The 19,869-nt window shown below is 40.4% G+C and carries 17 protein-coding genes; 12 read left to right on the forward strand and 5 right to left on the reverse strand.

Features of this window, described 5'->3' with window-relative positions; translation table 11 throughout:
- The first annotated feature begins 114 nt into the window (after positions 1–114).
- From FVA72_RS05285 to yjiA, 7 genes are all read left to right on the forward strand, one after another.
- A complete protein-coding gene (locus FVA72_RS05285) occupies positions 115–1,062 on the forward strand; it encodes an aminoimidazole riboside kinase (protein WP_110592274.1) in 948 nt (315 codons plus the stop codon).
- A 172-nt stretch (positions 1,063–1,234) separates the two neighbouring features.
- Positions 1,235–2,161 carry an EamA family transporter RarD gene (rarD, locus tag FVA72_RS05290; RefSeq protein ID WP_110592273.1) on the forward strand — a complete coding sequence of 309 codons (927 nt, stop codon included), beginning with the start codon at positions 1,235–1,237 and terminating at the stop codon, positions 2,159–2,161.
- A gap of 122 nt (positions 2,162–2,283) precedes the next feature.
- Complete coding sequence (gene purT / locus FVA72_RS05295) at positions 2,284–3,462, forward strand: formate-dependent phosphoribosylglycinamide formyltransferase (protein WP_110592272.1); 1,179 nt, start codon at positions 2,284–2,286, stop codon at positions 3,460–3,462.
- Positions 3,463–3,683: 221 nt separating this feature from the next.
- Positions 3,684–4,139, forward strand: coding sequence for a hypothetical protein (locus FVA72_RS05300; RefSeq protein WP_004260591.1), 456 nt, complete (start codon positions 3,684–3,686; stop codon positions 4,137–4,139).
- Positions 4,140–4,568: 429 nt separating this feature from the next.
- Positions 4,569–6,722: a carbon starvation CstA family protein gene (locus FVA72_RS05305; RefSeq protein WP_004260588.1), complete on the forward strand. Its 2,154-nt coding sequence runs from the start codon at positions 4,569–4,571 to the stop codon at positions 6,720–6,722.
- Positions 6,723–6,823: 101 nt separating this feature from the next.
- On the forward strand, positions 6,824–7,027 hold the full coding sequence (locus FVA72_RS05310; RefSeq protein WP_004260586.1) for a YbdD/YjiX family protein: 204 nt from the start codon (positions 6,824–6,826) through the stop codon (positions 7,025–7,027).
- Positions 7,028–7,049: 22 nt separating this feature from the next.
- On the forward strand, positions 7,050–8,018 hold the full coding sequence (gene yjiA / locus FVA72_RS05315; RefSeq protein WP_110592271.1) for a GTPase: 969 nt from the start codon (positions 7,050–7,052) through the stop codon (positions 8,016–8,018).
- A 263-nt stretch (positions 8,019–8,281) separates the two neighbouring features.
- Here yjiA and FVA72_RS05320 read toward each other — a convergent pair whose 3' ends face one another.
- Complete coding sequence (locus tag FVA72_RS05320; protein ID WP_110592270.1) at positions 8,282–9,604, reverse strand: serine dehydratase subunit alpha family protein; 1,323 nt, start codon at positions 9,602–9,604, stop codon at positions 8,282–8,284.
- A gap of 208 nt (positions 9,605–9,812) precedes the next feature.
- Positions 9,813–11,159, reverse strand: coding sequence for an MATE family efflux transporter (locus tag FVA72_RS05325; RefSeq protein ID WP_004260574.1), 1,347 nt, complete (start codon positions 11,157–11,159; stop codon positions 9,813–9,815).
- 199 nt (positions 11,160–11,358) lie between these two features.
- Between FVA72_RS05325 and FVA72_RS05330 the strand changes: the two genes are divergently transcribed.
- Both FVA72_RS05330 and FVA72_RS05335 read left to right on the forward strand, forming a co-directional pair.
- Positions 11,359–12,255, forward strand: a complete 897-nt coding sequence (locus tag FVA72_RS05330) for a diaminopimelate dehydrogenase (RefSeq protein WP_096863289.1) — start codon at positions 11,359–11,361, stop codon at positions 12,253–12,255.
- 170 nt (positions 12,256–12,425) lie between these two features.
- A complete protein-coding gene (locus FVA72_RS05335; RefSeq protein ID WP_004260570.1) occupies positions 12,426–13,160 on the forward strand; it encodes a hypothetical protein in 735 nt (244 codons plus the stop codon).
- Between the two features lie 62 nt (positions 13,161–13,222).
- Here FVA72_RS05335 and FVA72_RS05340 read toward each other — a convergent pair whose 3' ends face one another.
- Together FVA72_RS05340 and FVA72_RS05345 are read right to left on the reverse strand one after the other, a co-directional pair.
- Positions 13,223–14,050: a phosphoenolpyruvate hydrolase family protein gene (locus FVA72_RS05340; protein WP_110592269.1), complete on the reverse strand. Its 828-nt coding sequence runs from the start codon at positions 14,048–14,050 to the stop codon at positions 13,223–13,225.
- Positions 14,051–14,062: 12 nt separating this feature from the next.
- Positions 14,063–15,280 (reverse strand): Tm-1-like ATP-binding domain-containing protein, encoded by a 1,218-nt coding sequence (locus FVA72_RS05345; protein WP_110592268.1) that lies wholly within the window; start codon positions 15,278–15,280, stop codon positions 14,063–14,065.
- A 372-nt stretch (positions 15,281–15,652) separates the two neighbouring features.
- Between FVA72_RS05345 and FVA72_RS05350 the strand changes: the two genes are divergently transcribed.
- Both FVA72_RS05350 and FVA72_RS05355 read left to right on the forward strand, forming a co-directional pair.
- Positions 15,653–16,285: a TetR/AcrR family transcriptional regulator gene (locus FVA72_RS05350; RefSeq protein WP_110592267.1), complete on the forward strand. Its 633-nt coding sequence runs from the start codon at positions 15,653–15,655 to the stop codon at positions 16,283–16,285.
- 196 nt (positions 16,286–16,481) lie between these two features.
- Entirely contained in the window at positions 16,482–17,531 is a 1,050-nt protein-coding gene (locus tag FVA72_RS05355; protein ID WP_110592266.1) for an AbrB family transcriptional regulator, read from the forward strand.
- Positions 17,532–17,590: 59 nt separating this feature from the next.
- Here the strand turns inward: FVA72_RS05355 and FVA72_RS05360 are convergent, their stop codons facing one another.
- Positions 17,591–17,938, reverse strand: a complete 348-nt coding sequence (locus FVA72_RS05360) for a YacC family pilotin-like protein (RefSeq protein ID WP_096863287.1) — start codon at positions 17,936–17,938, stop codon at positions 17,591–17,593.
- A gap of 240 nt (positions 17,939–18,178) precedes the next feature.
- Between FVA72_RS05360 and cueO the strand changes: the two genes are divergently transcribed.
- Positions 18,179–19,810: a multicopper oxidase CueO gene (gene cueO / locus FVA72_RS05365; protein WP_110592265.1), complete on the forward strand. Its 1,632-nt coding sequence runs from the start codon at positions 18,179–18,181 to the stop codon at positions 19,808–19,810.
- Positions 19,811–19,869 lie beyond the last annotated feature (59 nt).

The following is a 19,869-nucleotide window of genomic DNA, read 5'->3' on the forward strand; positions in this document are numbered from 1 at the left end:
CTCAATGTTAACGTTAACAGTTTGCGTTTACTAGTTTTATTTTTATGAGCTGGTAATGTGCTAGCTATGAATAAGAATGAAGGTTAAAAATATAAAACTCGCAAAGGAGACATAATGAAAGTTTGGGCATTAGGGGATGCTGTCATTGATTTAATCCCCCTTCAAAACATGCAATATGAAGCTTGTGCTGGTGGAGCACCTGTGAATGTTGCCGCGGGTGTTGCACGCTTAGGGCAAAACAGTGGTTTTATTGGGCGAGTCGGCGAAGAAGCTTTTGGGCATTTTATGCAGAAAACCCTATTTGATATAGGGGTTGATACTAGTGCGATGGAGTTTGATGAAAAGTATAAAACAAGTACTGTTCTCGTCTCGTTACACGAAAATGGAGAACGTGAATTTTCTTTTTTAGTTTCTCCTTCGGCCGACCAATTTTTAACGATAAATAATTTACCGCAATTTGGTAATGATATTTTGCATTTTTGCTCATTAGCTCTGGTGCACCATCAATGCAGAGCATCACTATCGACAGCTATCGAACAACTCAAGCTCGCTGACGGGTTACTGAGCTTTGATATTAACATTCGTCCGCAAATGTGGTCAGATCCCGACGAAATGCACCAAATTGTTGATAATTTTGCAAAACAAGCAGATATTTTAAAACTTTCGGATGATGAATTGCTGTGGTTAACGCAAGAAAGTCGTTTTGAGAATGCCATAGCTAAATTGCAAAATTACCCTGCTCAATTAAAAATTGTGACTCAAGGTGCTAAAGGTTGTCAGGTGTTCACCCCCTCAGTTCAAATAGCCGTAAGTGCTTATTTAGTTGAAAGTATTGATACTACTGGTGCAGGTGACGCATTTATGGCAGGGTTATTGGCGGCCATCTCACAATATGGGCTAGTCAACGAAAAAGAGGGATTGATGAAGGTCATCTCGCAAGCTACGGCTTGTGGTGCATTAGCGACAACTAAAAAAGGCGCTATCGCTGCGGCTCCGACACAACAGGAATTATTTGTATTTATGCAGCAGCAACCGCCATTACATCAACGCGATGTTTTTTGATGAGAATATATGTGTATTGAGCAACTAAAAGGTAGCGATATAGTTACCTTTTAGTTTAAGAATACTTGATATAATTCAAATTATATTATGGTGGTGGCAAGTTTTATTTTTTGCATTTTGGCGTATGATAAGTAGCAAATATTATTTAATCAGATTTTATTGTGGATAAATCATGTTGCTTCGCTCGGGAGTAGCTCTTGCTATTTTTTCCTATATCTTATGGGGAATAACACCATTATTTTATCGTTTACTTCCCGGTGCGGAACCTTTAGAGCTACTTGCAGAACGTCTTATCTGGTCTGTACCTATACTTTTTCTTGTTCGCTTAATTATCAAAAATAAATCTTTATGGCGTGAGGTATGGTCTGACAAACAGTCGATAATCCTGTGTTTATTTAGTTCGTCGGTTATGGCGATATCTTGGACAACATTTACTTATGCATTAACCCACGGGCAGGTGTTAGCTGCTAGTCTTGGCTATTTTATTAACCCATTATTTTCTATTTTACTTGGTGTTTTGTTCCTTCGCGAACGGCTTGTTTTTACAGAAAAAATGGCTGTTATTTTTATTTGTGCGGGGGTCGGTTACCAAATTTGGCAGTATGGTGAATTACCTATTTTAGCGTTAGTAATGGGGAGTGCTTTTGCAGTCTATGGGTTAATTCGTAAATTTATTCGATTTGATGTGATTACGTCTTTATTTCTAGAAGCACTTTGGCTGCTTCCCATTGCAATAGCGATCACTTGGTGGTTAGCATCTCATGGTCTAAGTGCCGTGACGCAAGGGGATTGGCAAATTAAAGTTCTTTATATGTTAGCGGCGCCTGTCACGATAATTCCTTTGCTCTTTTTTACCGCAGCGATTAAACGGACATCATTAACGGTGATTGGTTTAGCGCAATATATAGAACCAACAATTCAATTTTTATTGGCCGTATTTTTATTTAATGAGCTCTTTGATTGGGTCAAAGGTATTAGTTTTTCACTTATTTGGATTGGTTTAATGTTTTGTGTATTAGCTATTTTACGCAAACAGTATATTAAATTTTCTCACAAAGAACCCTTTATTACTGGGCGCGATAAAACACCATTAGATTAAATAATAATTATTATTATCAATCGATTATGAAATTTTTTTTTATAGTGTTTTTTCCTTGATAGTAAAAGCAAACGATTGCGTATATAATTGGTATCAACTTTTTGTCGGTAAGGTCATCAATCATGAATCAATTAGGTACTGCGCTGTGTAAATCTGCAACAAAAGTCATGCTGTTAGGTGCTGGAGAGTTAGGCAAAGAAGTTGCGATTGAATGTCAACGATTGGGCATCGAAGTTATTGCGGTTGATCGCTATGATAATGCGCCAGCGATGCATATTGCACACCGCAGTTATACGATAAACATGCTTGATGGCGAAGCGCTGAAGCAAATAGTCTCTCTGGAAAAACCCGATATTATCGTGCCTGAAATTGAAGCGATTGCGACACAGGTATTGATGGAGCTTGAACAGCAAGGACAAAAAGTGGTTCCATCTGCGAAAGCCATTGTACTTACTATGGATAGAGAAGGGATCCGTCGTTTAGCGGCAGAAGAGTTGAAATTGCCAACATCAGAGTACCAATTTGTAGACAGTAAACCCGATTTTATTGCAGCGGCAGAAAAAATTGGGTTTCCCTGTATTGTTAAGCCTGTGATGAGTTCATCAGGAAAGGGACAAAGTGTGATCCGCTCTCGAGCAGAATTAGATCAGGCTTGGGATTATTCCCAGCAAGGTGGGCGAGCAGGGCAGGGGCGTGTAATTGTTGAAAAAATGGTTAATTTTGATTTTGAAATTACATTGTTAACAGTCAGTGCAGTGGATGGTATTCACTTTTGTGCGCCTATAGGTCACCGACAAGAAAAAGGGGATTACCGTGAGTCTTGGCAGCCGCAGTACATGAGTGAGGCTGCGTTGAAAAAAGCGCAAGACATTGCCAAGAAAATTGTAACCTCTCTAGGAGGTTATGGAATATTTGGTGTTGAATTATTCGTATGTGGTGACGATATCATTTTTAATGAGGTTTCGCCTCGTCCCCATGATACGGGGATGGTGACGCTTATTTCGCAGAGTTTATCTGAATTTGCATTACATGTTCGTGCATTTCTTGGTTTCCCAATTGGCGTGATCCGTCAATATGGGCCGAGTGCTTCAGCGGTTATTTTACCTAATTTACAAAGCCAAAATGTGGTTTTTTCAAATATTGGTGCTGCTTTGGGGTCTGACACCCAATTACGGTTATTTGGTAAACCTGAAATTGCAGGAACTCGTCGGTTAGGTGTGGCTTTGGCGATTGCGGATTCTATTGAAAATGCATTAGATATGGCTAAGAAAACCGCGAATACAGTGTGTGTTTCTGGTTGATCTTGATGAATTTTGCGCTCAATGACTCTAAGTGAGTGAGCGCTTGTATACTTTAATTTTAACTTTGAGATTATCTTCATATAAGACTTTATTTACCTTTATTCCTAGTTTCACTGAAATAGATATCCGCTATCTTTAATTAAGCGAGTATTTAATAGAGCAAAGTTGATGAGCTTAGCGTCTTATCACTTAGTAGGCATAAAAGTAGAATAAGGAAAGTTATGATGATTCATTATGTAGTTGGTTTAATGTCATTAGGATTAATATCTTTTTTATCAACAGCGCAAAATCTTGAACAACAATTCAGTTTATGGGTAGAGAACGAAAAAGATAAAATCGAGTGTTTTGAGCAACAATCTTCATTTAAGTATTGCTTAGGTAAATCATCGAATAAAGGCTTAGCTGTTTTTGATCAGAAAGGACAAGAGATTTATCAACTTTACTATTTTGATAATTGGCCTGATGAAGCGCAAGACGGGGTATATCGAATTCGCAAAGAAAATAAAATTGGTTTTGCAGACGCAATTACTGGGGAAATCGTGGTTGATGCAATTTATGATTGCGCGTATCCCTTTGAAGCAGGGAAAGCGAAAGTCGGTATCGGATGTGAAACGCAAACAGATGGTGAACACAGTTGGTGGGTTGGTGGTAAATGGACAACAATTACACGCCAATAGCACATAGATATTATAAAGCTTCAGATAACCTAACTTTGAGATTTCACGTTATTAGTGAACTTTGTTTACAATAAATTTCATTTTATTCATATGAGTTACATTTTTTAACTTATTGAAAACAAATCAGAATCGTTATATGGATCACATTTTTGACCTCATATTCCCTTCCTAAAAACCATTTAAAGTAAAAAACAAACCGCTTAATTCTATATGGCACCACTTAGCATAACTTTAGTCATTTGCTGAGTGTAATTTCATACCATATACACCATGGCAGAGCTCAATTTTTTAATTCAATACAGTTCAACCACTGCCAATTAAAAAACCATCAACGATAAATGATAAGCAACGAAAACACAGCGATATCGTTTTTTAAGATGGTTAATACAAAATCAATGGCATGTTCGTTTTACCTCAGAAGGGTGTTCTATGAACAAAAATGGTATTTTAAAGCACATTCCGTGGATGATCCTCGGGATAATCGGTGCAGTCTGTTTAGGGGTTGTTGCACTCAGACGCGGTGAGCACATTAGTGCGCTGTGGATTGTCGTCGCTTCTGTGGCGGTGTATCTCATCGCATATCGTTATTACAGCTTATATATTGCTAAGAAAGTGATGAAGCTGGACGAAACACGTGCGACCCCAGCCGTCATTAATAATGATGGTTTAAACTATGTTCCGACAAATAAAAATGTTCTATTTGGTCACCACTTTGCCGCTATTGCAGGGGCTGGGCCATTGGTCGGACCTGTTCTTGCGGCGCAAGTAGGCTATTTACCCGGTACCTTATGGTTACTAGCTGGGGTTGTGTTAGCCGGTGCGGTGCAAGATTTCATGGTGTTATTTATTTCATCACGCCGTAATGGTGCATCATTAGGGGAAATTGTTAAAGAGGAGCTTGGCCCGATTCCGGGAACGCTGGCGCTCTTTGGGTGCTTCCTAATCATGATCATTATCCTTGCTGTATTAGCATTGATTGTGGTGAAAGCCTTGGCAGAAAGCCCATGGGGTGTCTTTACCGTTGTTTCAACAGTGCCTATCGCATTGTTTATGGGGATATATATGCGATATATCCGGCCGGGGCGCGTAGGTGAAGTTTCTGTTATCGGTATTGTTCTGTTAGTTGCTTCCATTTGGTTTGGTGGTGTGATTGCTCATGACCCATACTGGGGCCCAGCACTGACATTCAAAGACACGACGATCACTTATGCGTTAGTCGGTTATGCGTTTGTTTCAGCATTATTACCTGTATGGTTAATTTTAGCGCCTCGTGACTATTTAGCGACCTTCCTGAAAATTGGGGTTATTGTTGGTTTAGCGATTGGTATCGTTATTCTAAACCCTGAATTAAAAATGCCAGCTGTCACCCAATTTGTTGATGGCTCCGGTCCTGTTTGGAAAGGTACTCTATTCCCATTCTTATTTATTACCATCGCTTGTGGTGCGGTATCCGGCTTCCATGCGCTTATTTCTTCAGGGACAACACCTAAGTTATTAGCAAACGAAAAAGATGCGCGTTACATCGGTTATGGTGCAATGTTAATGGAGTCATTTGTTGCGATTATGGCACTGGTAGCGGCTTCTATTATCGAACCAGGCTTGTATTTTGCAATGAATACACCACCTGCGGCGTTAGGTATTACTATGCCTAACTTACATGAACTGGGTGGTCCAGATGGCGCAGCTATCATGGCTCAGCTCAAAGATGTGTCTGTTCATGCAGCCGCTACAGTGAGTTCATGGGGCTTTGTGATTTCACCTGAACAAATCATGCAAACAGCGAAAGATATTGGTGAGCCGTCGGTGTTAAACCGTGCAGGTGGTGCGCCAACATTAGCGGTAGGTATTGCGTATGTTTTCCATGAAATCATGCCTGCGGCAAATATGGGCTTCTGGTATCACTTTGGTATTCTGTTTGAAGCGCTGTTTATCTTAACCGCATTGGATGCAGGAACCCGTTCTGGCCGCTTTATGCTGCAAGATTTATTAGGTAACTTTGTTCCGTTCTTGAAGAAAACCGATTCACTGGTTGCGGGTATCATCGGTACAGCAGGCTGTGTTGGGTTATGGGGTTACTTATTGTATCAAGGCGTTGTTGACCCACTGGGCGGTGTTAAGAGCTTATGGCCTCTGTTCGGTATCTCGAACCAAATGTTAGCAGCGGTTGCTTTAGTCTTAAGTACAGTTGTATTGATTAAGATGAAACGCAGTAAATACATTATGGTGACTGTCTTACCTGCAGTATGGCTATTAATATGTACAACTTGGGCATTAGGACTGAAATTATTCAGTGATAACCCACAACTGGAAGGGTTCCTATACTTAGCGAAATCTTATAAAGATAAGATTGCGGCAGGTGGTGCAGAGTTAACTGCACAAGAAATTACTAATATGAATCACATTATTATTAATAACTACACCAACGCTGGGCTGAGTATTCTATTCTTAGTGGTTGTTTACGGTATCATTTTCTACGGTATCCGCGTTGGGATGAAAGCACACAAAAACCCAGAGCGTACAGACAAAGAAACACCTTATGTTCCTGTACCTAAAGAGGGCGTGAAAGTTTCATCTTCACATTAAGTCACCCTTCAACGGATTTGAACATCGAAAGGTGTTCAATAAATGAAAGGTCGCCCTACATTATGTGCTCATGATGTAGGGCATTTGTATTGGAGAGGCTGATGTTTGGAAATCTCGGCAAAACAGGAAAATACCTCGGGCAAGCCGCACGTATGTTAATTGGTATTCCTGATTATGATACTTATGTGCAGCATATGAGTGATAACCATCCAGACAAACCTGTGATGACATATAAAGAATTTTTTCGCGAAAGACAAGATGCACGGTATGGTGGTAGTGGTAAAGGCGGATTTCGCTGCTGTTAATCAATGAAGTGTGAGGGCAATAATGAAACCTATTAGCGTAACAATTTTAACCGGTTTTCTCGGTGCAGGTAAAACGACTCTCCTTAGCCATATTCTTCATGCTGAGCATGGTCATAAAATCGCAGTGATTGAAAATGAGTTCGGTGAAGTCCCCATTGATAACGCAATAATTGGTGATCGTGCGACACAAATTACTACATTAAGTAATGGGTGTATTTGTTGTAGCCGTTCGAATGAATTAGAAAATGCCTTATTAGATCTATTAGATGGCCTTGATAGTGGAAAATTAGACTTTGACCGTTTGCTCATTGAATGCACTGGCATGGCAGATCCCGGGCCGATCACTCAAACCTTTTTTTCCCATGAAATCCTCTGCGAACGTTATGTATTAGATGGGATTATTACCTTAGTGGATGCTGTTCACGCTGATAAACAATTAAATGATTTCGCTATTGCTCAAGCGCAAATTGGCTATGCAGACCGTATTTTATTGACCAAAACCGATATTGAGCCAAATAATGAAGCTTTAATTGAACGTTTACAACGAATTAATGCAAGGGCGCCGATTTACTCAGTCATTCACGGTGATATTGACCTGAGTATGTTATTAGATATCGACGGTTTTTTATTGGATTCACAATTAAATGTTAAACAACCGACATTCCGTTTCGCCCCTAAACAACAAAATGAAGTAGGCTCGATTGTTCTCGAATTTAATTACCCTGTTGAACTGATGGCGGTTTCTCAGGTAATGGAAGAATTATTACTTGGCTTTGCAGATAATTTACTGCGCTATAAAGGGATCCTTTCCATTGTGAATGAGCCAAAACGCTTATTATTCCAAGGTGTTCAGCGTCTTTATAGTGCGGATTGGGATAGAGACTGGGAAGTTGATGAACAACGCCGCAGTGTATTAGTGTTTATTGGTATTGACCTACCCGAAGAGATGATCCGCGAAAAATTCGCAGCCCTAGAAGTTAATTCAAAATAGAACAATTCAAAAAAAAAAGAATTTCAAAAAAAAGAATTTCAAGAAAAGAAATTCAAAGTCATTAGCGGCGTAGCAAGGCGGCAAAAGAGCCAATCCCTAGGAGCATACACAAGTATGTGACTAGGGTTGGCGAATGCAGCCAACAACGCTACGGCGTTAAGGGCGAAGAATTAGCGGCGTAGCAAGGCGGCAAAAAGCCAACCCCTAGGTGCATACAAAATATGTAACTAGGGTTGGCGAATGTAGCTAACAACACTGCGGCGTTAAGGGCGTGCTTTAGCGGCCATAATTTCAATAATCTGCAAGTCAGTATGTCTCATAGAACCCGCAGCTAAAGAACATAAATTGGCAATGGACTGGTCGACATCATCAGAAACAATACCATCCGACCCTCTGACACAGCTATTATCTAATGCCATTAGCACGGCTTTATAAGCGGCACTCGCACTGGTTGACACCTTCATTGCACAACTGTTTGATGCACCATCACAAATCATACCACTAACATCACCAATCATACTGGAAATTGCCATTGCGACGACTTCATAGCGGGATTCTAGTAACCAAGCGATGCCTGCAGCAGCCCCCATAGCTGCTGTTGTCGCAGCACATAGTGCCGATAACGCAGGAAGCTGGTTGTGAATATAAATAGCCATTAAGTGTGACAACATTAAGGCTCGAGCCAGTTGCTCTTCAGAAGATTGCAAATAATCTGCAGTGACAACCACCGGCATGGTTGCTGCAATACCTTGGTTACCTGACCCTGAATTACTCATTGCGGGCAACACAGCCCCTCCCATGCGTGCATCAGAAGCCGCGGAGGTACGGATCATAATTTCTGACATTAAGTCTTTTGAAAGCAAACCACGGTCTCGCTGGGTTTGTAATGTTTTGCCGATATGTAAGCCATAAACATTGCGTAAACCTTCTTGAGATAAGGCTTCGTTTAAATGCGCGGCTTCAAGAATAAAACGAATATCCTCTAAAGGCGCTTCGGTGGCAAATTGATACACAGACTTAGCAGTGACTGGCGGTAGTGGGACGTCAGCTGCGCAGTCAACTGGAGATTCATGGTGAGGTTGAGCCGTTGTGGCATCAAATACGGTGTGATTGTTATGAATAATTTTAACAATATTCGTATGTGACCCTGCAATGATGACGGTTGCGGATTCCGTTTGGGTATATACCGTGGCTTCGGAGTAGATAACATCGTCGCAAGGGTGCTTAATATCAACGGTAATAGCCCCTTGTGCTAACATGGTTTTACTTAATGCAATGGCATCCGCAGATGCTGATTTTAATACTTCTAAACCTGCTTCAGCATCACCGCCAACTGCACCAAGGGCTGCAGCAATGGGTAGACCAACCATTCCTGTTCCGGGTACGGTTACGCCCATACCATTTTTCATGAGGTTAGGGGAAACGAAAGCACAGACTCGGGTCACTTTGCCATCAAGAAATGAAGCCGCTTTGGCGGCAGCATATGCCAATGAAATTGGCTCAGTACAACCTAAGGCAGGCTTTACTTCTTGCTTTACTGCGTTGATAAAATATTGCCAAAGTAGTGGTTGTGATTGAGCATGCATGGCAAGTCCCCTTAATAAAATCTTTTTTGATTTTATTATTTTAAACAACAGTCTGGAGAAAAACTTCACTAAGTTAGGGGATTTAAAGAGAGTGGAGAGAAATATTATCTCTAATTTGAATTATAAAAATGAAAAATTTCTAACTTTGAGCTTAGTCACAAAAGTCCTGCCTATAATATTCGGCAGGACTGAGTGATAACTGCACAGATTAGCTTTCTACATCAAGACGCTTACTTTGCCACTTACGTGAACGCCAGCGCCATGCATTGGTTAAGCCGCGCAACCATTCATCAGCAAAGAAACCTAACCAAATACCTAAGAGGCCCATCTCCATTTTTATGCCTAAGAAGTAGCCTAATGGGATAGCGACGCCCCACATAAAAATAATAGCGGTACACAGAGGAAAGCGAGCATCGCCAGAGGCACGCAAGGCATTTACCATCACGATATTAATTGTTCTGCCGGGCTCTAAGAACACCGAAAGTAAAAATAATGGCAGCAGTACCTTAATAATACCTTGGTCATCAGTAATATTATTTAAGATAGGATCACGGAATAACCAAAAGGCAATAACGACACCAATTGTTACGTAAAAACCCATTTTAAGGCTTTTTACACCGCGCCTAAAGGCATCTTCAAAGCGTTTTGCTCCAACAAGGTGGCCAACCATAATTTCATTACCAATACTGATAGAGATCCCGAACAGCATGATAAACAATGACAATTGGAAATAGAGCGTTTGTGCCGCAAGAGACGTTTCCCCCATGAGACCGATAAACGCAGATGCGGTCATAAAATGGAGGATCCACACAAGATTTTCCCCCGCAGAGGGTAATCCAATATGTAAAATCTTACCCAACATTTTCCGTGACCAGTGTATTAACATCATTGGGACAAATTTAATTCTCAGCCCATAAAACAGTAGGCAGAAAAGTAAAATAACGGCAACAATACGCCCAACGACTGTTGACCAAGCAACGCCTTCAAGGCCGTATTGTGGTAAGCCGAAGAAACCATAAAGCACAATTATATTACCAAATACTGTAATCACATTAGCGATTAATGTGACCCACATTGCGGGTTGCGCTTTACCATAAACCCGCAAGCATGCCGCTAAAATAATTGAAATCGCTTCAGGGATTAAACAAATCCCTAGAATACGTAAATAAGTATAACCATCAGCCATTAAATGCGATGGCATATTCATAATAGTTAGAATGCTATAGCCAAAAAATAACGCAACTAATGCGCTGGAAAAACCAAGAATAAAGTTAAACGCGATTGAAATATGAATCGCTTGGCTGGCTTTTTCTCGGCGGCCTGCCCCTAGGTATTGGGCTATAACAACGCTACACCCCACACTGATAAAGTTAAAAATAGTGATAAATAGGTCAAACACTTGGTTTCCCACCCCCATAGCAGCAAGGTAGGCTGTAGACACGTGACTAACCATGTAGGTATTAATTAATAATGTGGCCAAATGAAGAAAAATATCGATAAAAATTGGCCAGCTGAGCGAAAAGAGTGACCGCTCAGTCACATCGGATTGATGCATTGAGAACCTTTATATATTCATGAATGATAGGGAAAGCTTTCTGATGGGCTAATTCTACATGGATTTCAACAATGAAAATAGGGTTAAAATGCGTCTGATTTAATTAGGCTAATGTTTTGTTTACTTTTAATTATTCTGTTAAATTCAATTTCGCTATAAATAATTTAATGAGCAACATCAGAACTGTATAGGAGCAAAAATGACAAAAATTAAAGCAGCAATAGTGGGCTACGGTAACATTGGTCGCTATGCACTAGAAGCTGTTCTGGCCGCTGAGGATTTTGAGTTAGTCGGGGTAGTTCGTCGCAATACGCAAGATATTCCTGCTGAGCTTTCTGGATATAAAGTGGTTGATGATATTGAAAAACTTGGGAAAGTTGATGTTGCACTCTTGTGTTCACCAACGCGTGCTATCGGCCCATTAGCAGCTAAAGTTTTGAGCCTCGGTATTAATACGGTTGATAGTTTTGACGTGCATTCAGATATTGTGGCGCTAAAACACAGCTTAGATGACGTTGCGAAACAGCATAATAGCGTGGCGGTTGTTTCTGCCGGATGGGATCCTGGCTCGGATTCGATTATGCGAACATTGATGCTAGCAATGGCACCAAAAGGGGTAACTTATACGAATTTTGGTCCAGGGATGAGTATGGGACACAGTGTGGCCGCTAAAGCTATCAATGGCGTAAAAGATGCCCTTTCTGTCACAATTCCATTAGGAACAGGGGTTCATCGTCGTATGGTTTATGTTGAATTAGACGGTGGCGCTAAGTTCGATGAGGTGGCTCAAGCGATTAAAGCAGACAGCTACTTTTCTTCTGATGAAACACATATTCGTCAGGTGGATAGCATTGATGCATTAAAAGATGTTGGGCACGGTGTGCAGATGACTCATAAAGGGGTTTCAGGCACAACACATAACCAGTTATTCGAATATTCAATGCGCATTAATAACCCTGCACTGACTTCTCAATTTATGGTTTCTGCCGCACGAGCGACGATGAAACAAGCAGCAGGCGCATATACAGTGATTGAAATTCCACCAGTGAATTTCTTACAAGGTGATTTAGATACGCTGATCGCCAAACTGGTTTAATTAAATTTAATCTATCTGTGGCATGACATTTATTCGTTCATGCCATCTTGTCGATATTTCTTACACTTTACCTCGCTTTGAACCTGCCATTCAGACTTTAGCCACTGTTTATTTTTTGTGTGATCAAGTAGCTTATTAATAAAGTGATATTGGTGAGATGGAGTGAGCTAATGGTAAAACCACCAAGGAATGGGAAAGATAAAAACCAAGGTTTTTTCCCAGAACAATCTTCAGTAAAAAGTGTGAAGGAGAACCCGCATTCTTTCAGTATTATTCGTGCTTTTTCTAAAATAATAAACTACGGTTTTTCATTGTTTTATGTTGGTTTTATTCTATCTGTATGGTTTTTTCCTGAATACTATACGGTAGAAATTATTTATAACCTGACGTTGATCCTGATTTTTGAATTTATTTTAGTTCACTCGGGCGTCTTTATGGCGGTATTTCGTGATTGGCGAGTATTAACGTTATTTGCTCTTTTCTATGGTCTTTTTGCACTGGCCATCAATATGTCAGTATTAGGTGATTCCCCATTAATTTTATATTTATACAGTGCCACTGTTGCCAATCGAATGCTTTTTGGTTTAACCAGCCGAACAGAGCAAGAACGTTCAGAAAATATGGGCTATTCAGCATTAATGGCACTCAATTTTATGTTCTGTATTTTCTCGGTGTTAATTTTATCTTTCCTCGTGCCTTATGGCGGATTAACGCCTGAATATTTAAGGTCGATTGACTATTATTCGAGTATTTCTAGCGGTGGTGAATTCCCGGAGAAACCCCATGTGGCTTTTGCCTTTGGCGTGCTTTACTTTGGTATGCCTATATTTATGGCTTGTCTAACACATTTCTTATGCAAAGGGCATTCTATTTACCAGAAAAAGGGAAGTAACTTTCGTGGCTAGAAAGATAAAAAAACGCCTACCGAAGTAGGCGCCTGGTGTTGGCAAAATATAAAGTAAAAAAACTAACGTGTAATTGATTTAAATTTTTGTGTGGTGGCGGTTAATGCCACTTCTGTTGGTAAACGTTCCATTGAGCTGGCACCATAGAAACCATGGCAATCAGGGCAGTTGGCTAAAATATATTCAGCATCTTCAGGGGTGGCTATTGGGCCACCGTGGCACAGAACAATCACATCTTCGCGTACTGATTTTGCCGCTTTTGCCCATTCATTGATTAGTGGAACGCAATCTTTGAGCGTCAGGGCGGTTTCTGCTCCAATATTCCCCCCAGTCGTTAGCCCCATATGTGGCACAATAATGTCGGCACCAGCTTGAGTCATCGCAATGGCATCTTCAGCGCTAAAAACGTAAGGCGTAGTGAGCAAATCTTTCTCATGAGCGAGACGGATCATCTCAACTTCTAACCCATAGCCCATTCCTGTTTCTTCTAAATTGGCGCGGAAATTGCCATCAATTAAGCCGACGGTAGGGAAATTTTGTACTCCTGCGAAGCCTGTTGCTTTGATGTCATCGAGGAATTTATCGAATTGGCAGAATGGGTCTGTTCCATTCACACCCGCAAGGACAGGAGTATGTTTTACTACGGGTAAAACCTCTTTTGCCATATCCATAACGATTTCATTCGCATTGCCATAGGCTAATAAGCCTGCAAGTGAACCTCTACCTGCCATGCGGTAACGGCCTGAGTTATAGATAACGATTAAATCGATACCGCCCGCTTCTTCACATTTAGCAGATAGCCCTGTTCCTGCGCCACCACCGATGATTGGTTCTCCCCGAGCAATCATGTCTCTAAATTTTTTTAATAAATCTGCGCGGTTATGTTTCATAGTTAACCTCTATTATTTGTTCAAAATTTCCTGGTGAAGCTGAATAACCTGGTCACAAAACTCTGTGGAGTTAATATGATAAGGACTCAAAATAAGTTGTCTTTTCTCTGTTATTATTAAATTTGCTGTTAAAGCATCAATGAAGGCTTGATCTGCGATAGGATCCCAAAATGGAGCGCCATCAACATCTAATGCTGAAAAGCCTGCTGTTGGGATGATAAAGCGTACTTCACCATTACAACGATTTAATTTTTCTGCAATCCAACGACCCATTTGCTGATTTTCTTCTTTGGTCGTTCTCATTAAAGTGACTTGAGCGTTGTGGTGATAAAATAAGCGATTTTGGTAGTGTTCGGGCACAGTCGAAGGGCGACCGAAATTCACCATATCGAGAGCTCCACAAGACATCACGCAAGGGGTTTGAGTGCGTTCAATGGCACCAAAACGGTCTTCATCACACGCTAATACCCCACCAAATAAATAATCACATACTTCGGTGGTTGTAATATCTAAAACAGAATGTAATAACTGGCTATCAATCAGTTTTTCCATGGCTTTGCCACCACTGCCTGTCGCATGGAAGACTAGACAGTCATATTGCGCCTCTAACTCTGTTGTGAGCTGCTGTACGCATGGGGTCGTTACTCCGAACATGGTTAGTGCAATTGCTGGTTTTAAGTCATGCGGTTGTTCTTCGTCGTCAAACCAAACAGCTCCTGCTATTTGATTAGCAGCATTTTTTAATACTTTGCGGGAAATGATATTCAAACCTGATACATCAGTGACGGAGTACATCATCGAAATATCACTCGCGCCGATATAACCAGAAATATCCCCTGATGCCATTGTGGAAACCATTAATTTTGGAATACCTACGGGCAATACTTGCATGGCGGGTGTAATGAGTGCGGTTCCACCCGAACCACCTAAACCAAGAATAGCGGCAACATCTGTTTGTGCGGCAAGATAAAGGCTGAAAGCCTGTGCCATAGCTTCAATGGCTTTACCGCGGTCACCACAGAAAACGGCCTCAGTACCAAGTGGATGAAAACTTGCGACAGTGTGTGCGCTGATATCTGCGTTTTTTTCTAATTGCGTTGGTTGTGTTGTCAGGTCAACAGTACGTACCGCCAATCCGGCGTTTTTGATTAATTCACTAACATAAAATAGTTCAGCACTTTTAGTGTCAAGCGTCGTTACAATATAAATAAAACCCGGATGTTTTTTCATATACAAACCCTTTCAGAGTAAAACGAGCGTTGAATTTTTCATCATAATGAGACTATAGTATCATTGCGGTTGATTGTAAAATGAGATTGCAGTCTCATTTTTGGTTTATTATGACGTTATTGACTGATAATGTTTTTATCCTATTGATAAAATAGTATAAATTATTATTTATAGACCTGAGCTATTTTGAGTATATTTGGATATTTAAAAGATATAATTGTGATTGTTATGATTTTTGCTATTACTTTTAAATCACCTTTATGAATAATTTCTTTAAATCATCAACCAAGTGCATTTACCTATTCACACTTATATGTTTTCATGAGCTCTAACTCATTTTATAGTAAGTGACAGTATTTTAAGGATAAATTAATGTCTAAAACTAATTCACATTCAGAATACAAAGGGACACGAAAACGAACCTATGTATTGTTGATTAAGACGGCTTTAGATTTATTTGAAAAAGGGGCGATGCCTTCTGTTTCGGAGTTGGCACTTGAGGCGGGAGTTTCTCGTGCGACAGCTTATCGTTATTTTCCGACACAAGCCGATTTAATTACCGCAACGGTTAATGAAAGTTTAGGTCCTATTTTAACTTGGCGCCCGCAAAGTGAGCAAACCGAAGAGCGTATTGACGAGCTATTAACCTATGCTTTTCCACGTATGTTTGAACATGAAGGTGTTTTGCGAGCCGCGCTGCAAGTATCATTACAGCAGTGGGCACAGGGGCGAGCAGCTCCACAAAGCATTAAAGATAAGCGTCTAGAACGGGGTAATCGTAAAGAAATTCTTGCAATGGTCACATCGCCAATGAAATCAGAATATCCGCAAGAAATTATTGATAAAGTGATTCGTGCCTTTTCTGTTATTTATGGTTCTGAAATATTTTTAGTACTAAAAGATATTTGGAAAATGGATGATGCTCAAGTAACACAATTAGCACAATGGATGTCCAAAGCGGTTATGAACCAAGCTCATGCTGATAACATAAAGAGAAAAAAATAAATTTATCACTGTACCGTGTCAGTCTAAGTTAAAAAGATTTTTTCAGACCAAGTTAAAATAATAAGATCAAAACCTAATAAATAGATAAATGTTGGTGGATATCACTAGAGTGATAAATAAATAAAAACTAAAGCTATATGGCTTAAATAATATGATATAAATTAGGGATATAAAAAGACTTAATGGTTAATACCATATGAAGAAATTATTAAAAATGATAGGTGGGATTTCCATCTGTGCTTTAATCGGTGGCGGGCTTACTTACCTAGGAGTTCCCCTTGCATTGATGTTTGGCCCGATCATTGCCATTATCATTTTTCATCGTTTTGGTATTTCCTTCGCAATTCCTAAACACACCATTAGTTTTGTTCAAGTCACGTTGGGAACCTCTGTGGGCTTGATGTTCAATCAAGTATCTCTTAATGAAGCGGACAATTTATTTCTTTTATTATTGATGTTAGTTGTTTGTTTGGCTGTGCAATTTTCGTTTAGTTTTTTTTGGTTTTACCGGAAAGTCGGTTGGACAAAACAAGAGGCAATGCTTGGCTCTGTACCCGGTGCTATGGCGGCAATCCTCGCATTAACAGACCACACCCATACACCGCCTCAGAAAATTGTTATTTCCCATACAATTCGCTTAATTATTCTTATCTTATTAGCAGGAATTGTTGTTGGCAGTGATGGTGACCCACAACCGATAATAGAATTGCCAGAATTGACATTAATTTCAACGGGATGGCTACTGCTTATTATTGCTGTTGGGGTGATTTCAGGGGCCATTTTACAGCGTTTAAAAGTTCCTGCGCCTTTTATGTTGACGTCATTAGCGGCGGCAACACTCATTCAAGGTTGGGCTGATATCCCATTGAATTTTCCACTGATGTTGACTGAACTTAGTATGGTATTGATTGGGATGAACATTGGTAACCATTTCATTGTGTTCCCACTTTCCTCGTTGATTAAAAATATATACTCTTCAGCTCAAGTCGTGGTGGTTAATATCGTGCTGACTTTTCTTATCACGGTATTTGCATCTTGGATTACAGGCTATGATATTTCGGTGTTACTGTTAGCTTGGGCCCCGGGAAGTATGGAAGCGATGACATTCGCAGCAATTACCATGAATTTAGATGCAGGCTTTGTTATGTCAAACCATATTATCAGGATGGTAATTATTCAAAGTATTCCATCGATAGCTTTGTTTTGGCAAGAAAGAAGGCAGAAAAGAAAGAATAATTTAGAGTAAAGAAAGAAAACATGCAGGCGATATTTTGGCATGTTTTCTTGATGGGCTTTCTTATCAGCTTACTTGACGTAAGCAAAGAGGCCAAGAGAATCCCGTGCAAGGGACTGGCATTTAAACTCAGTGGTGAGTGGTATCCCTTTTAGGTCACTATAACTTTCTTTGTTAAGAGCGGTCATTTTTTCCGCATTATAGTTGCTAAGGTCCCATTTGTTACTTTTAGCAAAGTAAACAATGGCACGTTCAATTTCTCTATCTGGGATTTGTGAATACCCGCAATCATATTTTAGATAAATAAAAACGGCCGTGAGATCAGCAAGATCTTCAGCTTCGTTGTTGGAAAGGGCTCTGGCAGAATTGGTTATCCCTAACAGAGTCATTAAGCATGACATCAATATAAATTTGCGCATTCGTTATTCTATCTGTTTTCTATGTCAAGTTACGTTAGCATAAGAATAGAATTGTTAGTCAACTATATTTTTCTTAAATCCATGTAATAAACCCACATTTTTAGAGTGGCTTTATTGACCTTCCTGTAAGGGGAAGCTTTATCATACCTCCATTAAACCATGTTTTGCTTCGAAAGTGTAATTTGTCATAAATTACACCACTGATGATTATCGATTTGATAAATAAAAGGAAGGTTATCAATGCTACGTCGCGATTTTCTTAAGTTAAGTGCTATCACATATGCTGCAAGTGCGCTGCCTATTTGGAGCCGCATCGCGGTCGCAGCAGGAAATTATCCAACATTAGCGATTCCACCCTTATTGGAGCCTGATGCGCAAGGCAACATTCAGGTCGTTATTCAGCAGGGTGTTTCGCAATTTGTTCCAGGAAAGCAAACGACGACATGGGGTTATAACGGTAATTTATTAGGCCCTGCAATTAGTTTGAAAAATGGACAAAATGTTAATATCAATATTATTAACAAACTGGCAGAAGATACCACGGTTCATTGGCACGGTTTAGAGATTTCAGGTGAGCAAGATGGCGGCCCTCAAGCGATAATCCAACCAGATACAAGCCGTAAAGTGAATTTTACGGTAAATCAAAGCGAAGCGACATGTTGGTTCCATCCTCATACTCATGGAAAAACCGGCTACCAAGTGGCGATGGGGTTAGCTGGTCTTGTATTAATTAAAGATGATGCCAGCACAAAACACGGCTTACCAAGCGATTGGGGTGTTGATGATATTCCTGTCATTTTGCAAGACAAACGCTTAAAAGATGATGGGCAAATTGATTACCAGCTTGATGTGATGAGTGCGGCTGTGGGGTGGTTCGGTGACATCATGCTAACGAATGGTGCTGTTTATCCTAAACATGTTGCCCCGAAAGGTTGGCTGCGCTTAAGGCTATTGAATGGCTGTAATGCTAGAAGTTTAAATATTTCCACCAGTGATGGACGTAAAATGTATGTCGTTGCGAGTGATGGTGGTTTATTAGCCGAGCCGATTGCGGTAACAGAATTACCTATCTTGATGGGAGAGCGTTTTGAAGTATTAATTGATGCCTCCGATGGTCGTGCATTCGATTTAGTAACTCTACCTGTCGGGCAAATGGGTATGATGATCGCACCATTTGACCAGCCTTTGCCAGTACTGCGTATTGAAACAACGTTGACGAAGGGAGAAGGTGACTTACCATCAACACTTGCAGCAATGTCTGCTATTCCTTCTCTTGCTGGCTTAAATCGCCGTCGTTTCCACTTAATGATGGATATGCGTTTGGACATGCAAGGCATGATGATGTTACGTGAAAAATATGGCGACCAAGCCATGGGTAACATGGGCGGTCATGGTGCAATGATGGGCAATATGAACCACGGTAACATGAATGCAGGTAATATGAACCATGGAAATATGAATCATGGAAATATGAATGGCAAAATGGGAACTGGCGGCCACTGTGGTACAGGTTCTGATGGTTTGGATATTCATAATGCGAATACTATAAATGGGCAAGTTTTCTCAATGACGCATCCCGCATTCAATGCCCCTATGAATCAGCAAGAAATTTGGGTCGTTTCAGGGCGTGGCGATATGATGTTGCACCCATTCCACGTCCATGGCACACGTTTTCGTATCCTAAAAGAAAACGGCCAAGCCGTAGCGCCTCATCGCCAAGGGTGGAAAGATATTGTTAAAGTGGAAGGGCAGGTGAGTGAAATTTTAGTCGAGTTTAAACACCCTGCAACTCAACAGCACCCTTATATGGCCCATTGCCATCTTTTGGAGCATGAAGATACAGGAATGATGTTGGGCTTCACTGTCAGTTAACAGCAATATTTATTTTCAGAGAAAATGCAGTGTGAAATTTTAGCACTGTATTTTCCTTT

It is taken from the genome of Providencia sp. PROV061 (assembly GCF_011045655.1).
Lineage (GTDB): Bacteria > Pseudomonadota > Gammaproteobacteria > Enterobacterales > Enterobacteriaceae > Providencia > Providencia hangzhouensis.

Bases quoted from the DNA above. Each gene is read 5' to 3' on its own strand.
- FVA72_RS05285 (WP_110592274.1), top strand. From the start codon at position 115: ATGAAAGTTTGGGCATTAGGGGATGCTGTCATTGATTTAATCCCCCTT.
- rarD (WP_110592273.1), top strand. From the start codon at position 1,235: ATGTTGCTTCGCTCGGGAGTAGCTCTTGCTATTTTTTCCTATATCTTA.
- purT (WP_110592272.1), top strand. From the start codon at position 2,284: ATGAATCAATTAGGTACTGCGCTGTGTAAATCTGCAACAAAAGTCATG.
- FVA72_RS05300 (WP_004260591.1), top strand. From the start codon at position 3,684: ATGATGATTCATTATGTAGTTGGTTTAATGTCATTAGGATTAATATCT.
- FVA72_RS05305 (WP_004260588.1), top strand. From the start codon at position 4,569: ATGAACAAAAATGGTATTTTAAAGCACATTCCGTGGATGATCCTCGGG.
- FVA72_RS05310 (WP_004260586.1), top strand. From the start codon at position 6,824: ATGTTTGGAAATCTCGGCAAAACAGGAAAATACCTCGGGCAAGCCGCA.
- yjiA (WP_110592271.1), top strand. From the start codon at position 7,050: ATGAAACCTATTAGCGTAACAATTTTAACCGGTTTTCTCGGTGCAGGT.
- FVA72_RS05320 (WP_110592270.1), bottom strand. From the start codon at position 9,604: ATGCATGCTCAATCACAACCACTACTTTGGCAATATTTTATCAACGCA.
- FVA72_RS05325 (WP_004260574.1), bottom strand. From the start codon at position 11,159: ATGCATCAATCCGATGTGACTGAGCGGTCACTCTTTTCGCTCAGCTGG.
- FVA72_RS05330 (WP_096863289.1), top strand. From the start codon at position 11,359: ATGACAAAAATTAAAGCAGCAATAGTGGGCTACGGTAACATTGGTCGC.
- FVA72_RS05335 (WP_004260570.1), top strand. From the start codon at position 12,426: ATGGTAAAACCACCAAGGAATGGGAAAGATAAAAACCAAGGTTTTTTC.
- FVA72_RS05340 (WP_110592269.1), bottom strand. From the start codon at position 14,050: ATGAAACATAACCGCGCAGATTTATTAAAAAAATTTAGAGACATGATT.
- FVA72_RS05345 (WP_110592268.1), bottom strand. From the start codon at position 15,280: ATGAAAAAACATCCGGGTTTTATTTATATTGTAACGACGCTTGACACT.
- FVA72_RS05350 (WP_110592267.1), top strand. From the start codon at position 15,653: ATGTCTAAAACTAATTCACATTCAGAATACAAAGGGACACGAAAACGA.
- FVA72_RS05355 (WP_110592266.1), top strand. From the start codon at position 16,482: ATGAAGAAATTATTAAAAATGATAGGTGGGATTTCCATCTGTGCTTTA.
- FVA72_RS05360 (WP_096863287.1), bottom strand. From the start codon at position 17,938: ATGCGCAAATTTATATTGATGTCATGCTTAATGACTCTGTTAGGGATA.
- cueO (WP_110592265.1), top strand. From the start codon at position 18,179: ATGCTACGTCGCGATTTTCTTAAGTTAAGTGCTATCACATATGCTGCA.